Below are 3,304 nucleotides of genomic sequence, written 5' to 3' on the forward strand. Positions count from 1 at the left end.
TTTTCTGCAGAAAGGATAGTCGCAACTCGGATATCTATTTTAGCAAAATCATCATAGCTGATAAGTTCTTTAATGGGAATTTGATTTATCTTTGAAGAATTTAATTTAGCATTTTGTTTTAATTTTTTAACTTCTTCTTCTATAACTGAATCTTCCAGTTTAAAAAATAGAGGTTCAATCTTATTTAAATTATAATTGGATTTTAAATCTATTTCTTCCCATACTGAAAGCTCAGGCAGTCCCATCATTTTCCTAAGTTTATTCATACTTTCAGGCATTACAGGATATAAAGCTACTGATACCATACGCAAAAGTGTAAGACAAACATACAAAGTTTCTTGGACGGAATTTGGATCTTTCTTTATTTCCGACCAGGGTTTCCGTTCATCAAAGTAACGATTTCCCAAACGAGCTATATCCATTGCCTGTTTAGTATTCCATTTAACCTGATAGTTTTTGTATCCTTCATCTATTTGCTTATAAAGTTCCTGTGCTTCTTCCAGTGTCTTTAAACTGCTATCACAGAGTTCAATAGGTTCCAGCAATCCATTAAAATGTTTATTGATTAAGGTGAATACTCTATTTGCAAGATTGCCTAAAACATCGTTTAGCTCACGATTGATTTTCTGTTGAAACTCATAAAAAGAAAAATCACTATCATTTTTTTCTGGAGCAATGCAAGCAAGATAATAGCGTAGATATTCTGCCGGAAATTTTTCTACGAATTCATCCACCCAAATAGCCCAGTTTCTGCTGGTAGAAATCTTTTGTCCTTCCAGATTCATAAATTCATTTGCCGGAATATCATAAGGAAGACAGTAAGCTTTATCCTGACCCATAAGCATAGCAGGCCAAATGAGAGCGTGAAAAATTATGTTATCTTTTCCAATAAAGTGTATCAATCTGGTTTCAGGATCAAGCCAGTAATCTTTCCAGCGATTAGGTTCGCCAATTTTATCTGCCCATTCCTGAGTAGAAGATATATATCCAATAGGTGCTTCAAACCATACATATAGCACTTTTCCTTCAGTACCTTCTAAAGGAACCGGAACTCCCCAGTTCAAATCACGGGTAATAGGTCTTTCCACCAAACCTTGTTCCAAAAGATTCAGCATAAAATTCCGTACATTTTCCTTCCAGTAATCCTTTTTGCTAATCCAATCTGCAAGCTGGTCTTTAAAATCATTCAATTGTAAATACCAGTGAGTGCTTTCTTTGATTACAGGGGTGTTTCCACAGATTTTACATCGTGGTTCTATTAAAGAGGTGGTCTCATAGATTTGACCACAGGCATCGCATTGATCACCTCTCGCACCACTTGCATGACAGCGAGGACAAATTCCCTCTACATATCTATCTGGAAGGAATCTATGATCAGTCTCACAATAGAATTGTTTGGTTTTTCGGGGTAATATATGACCATTTTTATATAAGGTTAAAAAGAATTCCTGGGAAAGTTTATAATGTCCCGGTCTTGCAGTGCCAGAAAAATTATCAAATTCTATTTCCAGTGCAGCAAAAGCATTTTTTATAGATTCGTGATAGCGTTGAACTATTTCTTGAGGACTAACACCTTCCTGATCTGCAGCTATAGATATAGGAGTCCCATGTTCATCTGTTCCACAGATATAAACTACATCTTCTTTATGCAATCTCAACCAGCGAACAAAGATATCTGCAGGTAAGTAGGCTCCCGCTATATGTCCAATATGTAATCTTCCATTAGCATAGGGTAGAGCGCTGGTAACTAAATATTTCATTTTTCACATCCGATAAAAGCTGAATGTAGAATCTGAACACAATCTTTAACTTCTGAACTGGGTAACATTATTTCTATGGTCTTGTCACTATGCTGAATACGTTTAATATGAAAAGGTTGGCAAAGTTTGAGAGTATCTGCTAAAAAACTTGGATCAAGATTAATTCCTAAACCTACCAGAGTGACATAACCAATTCCATTTTCAGTTTTGAGAATAGGTATCTCTTTCTGAGATAGAAGATATTGGATTTCTTTATCATATTTCTCTTCAATGATTAACTCTAACTGATTCTCTATCGCTAAATACTTAAAAATCTCCCAGTTCCAGATTTTTAATAAATCAATAGTTTCCTCTGTCTCAGGTATTATATAGCTTAACAGGTTTTCTTTATGCGCTATAGCAGTTATATGTCGTTCTTCCATATTTTCCTCTTTAAAACTTTTTTCTTGAATTAGCATTGTGCCGGGAGCAAAAGTGAAGGAACTTTTTATTTCCACAGGAATGCTATATTTATAGGCAAATTCTACTGCTCTGGGATGAATAACTTTAGAGCCATTATAACTCAAAGCCAGCATCTGAGAATAATCTATAGCAGGTAGTAATTTTGCATTTGAAACTATCTTAGGGTCAGCTGTGTAGACTCCATCAACATCAGTATAGATTTCACATTTTTTTGCTTGAAGATAACAGGCTAATGCCACTGCAGAAGTATCAGAACCGCCTCTTCCTAAAGTGGTAATTTCTTTGCTTTGGCTAACTCCTTGAAATCCTGCTACAATAACTATCTTACCTTTATCCAATTCTTCTTTGATTCGGAATGCATTCACATTCAAAATCCTGGCATTGCCATGCCTTTCATCAGTTATAATTCCACTTTGAGAACCGGTAAAAGAAATGGAGGAATAACCTTCCTCCTGTAAAGCTAAAGAAAGAAGAGACATACTTATCCTTTCTCCTGCTGTAAGTAGCATATCCAATTCTCTTCTGGATGGATGTTCACTTATTTGATATGCCAGATTTATCAGTTCATCTGTCGTTTTTGCCATTGCTGAAACAACCAGAACTAATGAATCACCTTTACCTGCTTCAAGAGCAATCCTGCGAGCAATATTGCGAATTAATTCTATACTTCCTAGAGAAGTACCACCAAATTTCTTTACGATAATAGCCATAATCTTTTCTTAAATCCATAAACCAGCCTCTTGTCAAGATTTTTCTTATTTGTGCTTGTATTTTAAAGTATATATAATCCCGTTCCCCCTATAATCCTTTTGCTCTAACAAAGAATCTATTAAAAAATTCTTCGGGTAAATCTAACTCTAATGTAACAATAATTAGATTAAAAAGAGGGAAGATTAAAAGCTTTGTTGTCTATTTAAGAAAATATTTTTATTTAGTTAGTAAAGGGAAGGGGTATCCACTACCCGGAGATAATAAATAAGACCAAAAGAAAACTTATAAGAAAAGAAAGGATATGCAAGAAGTGAGAAAGCAGAAGAGAGTGTTTAGTCGTTTTCAGGTAGATATAAAGTATCTTACTGATA

Annotated in this window: 2 protein-coding genes; both read right to left on the reverse strand. The window is 34.8% G+C overall.

Going from position 1 to position 3,304, the window contains the following annotated elements:
- Positions 1–1,760 (reverse strand): methionine--tRNA ligase (gene metG / locus E0946_RS07045; RefSeq protein ID WP_133201759.1); only part of this gene is annotated, 1,760 nt, incomplete at its 3' end.
- The gene (locus tag E0946_RS07050; RefSeq protein WP_133201760.1) at positions 1,757–2,932 is read right to left on the reverse strand and encodes an aspartate kinase; all 1,176 of its coding nucleotides are present in this window, start codon (positions 2,930–2,932) and stop codon (positions 1,757–1,759) included. The genes E0946_RS07050 and metG, both read right to left, overlap by 4 nt.
- Between the last annotated feature and the right edge of the window lie 372 nt (positions 2,933–3,304).

The sequence above is a fragment of the Candidatus Syntrophosphaera thermopropionivorans genome (assembly GCF_004353895.1).
GTDB classification, from domain to species: domain Bacteria; phylum Cloacimonadota; class Cloacimonadia; order Cloacimonadales; family Cloacimonadaceae; genus Syntrophosphaera; species Syntrophosphaera thermopropionivorans.

Bases quoted from the DNA above. Each gene is read 5' to 3' on its own strand.
- E0946_RS07050 (WP_133201760.1), bottom strand. From the start codon at position 2,932: ATGGCTATTATCGTAAAGAAATTTGGTGGTACTTCTCTAGGAAGTATA.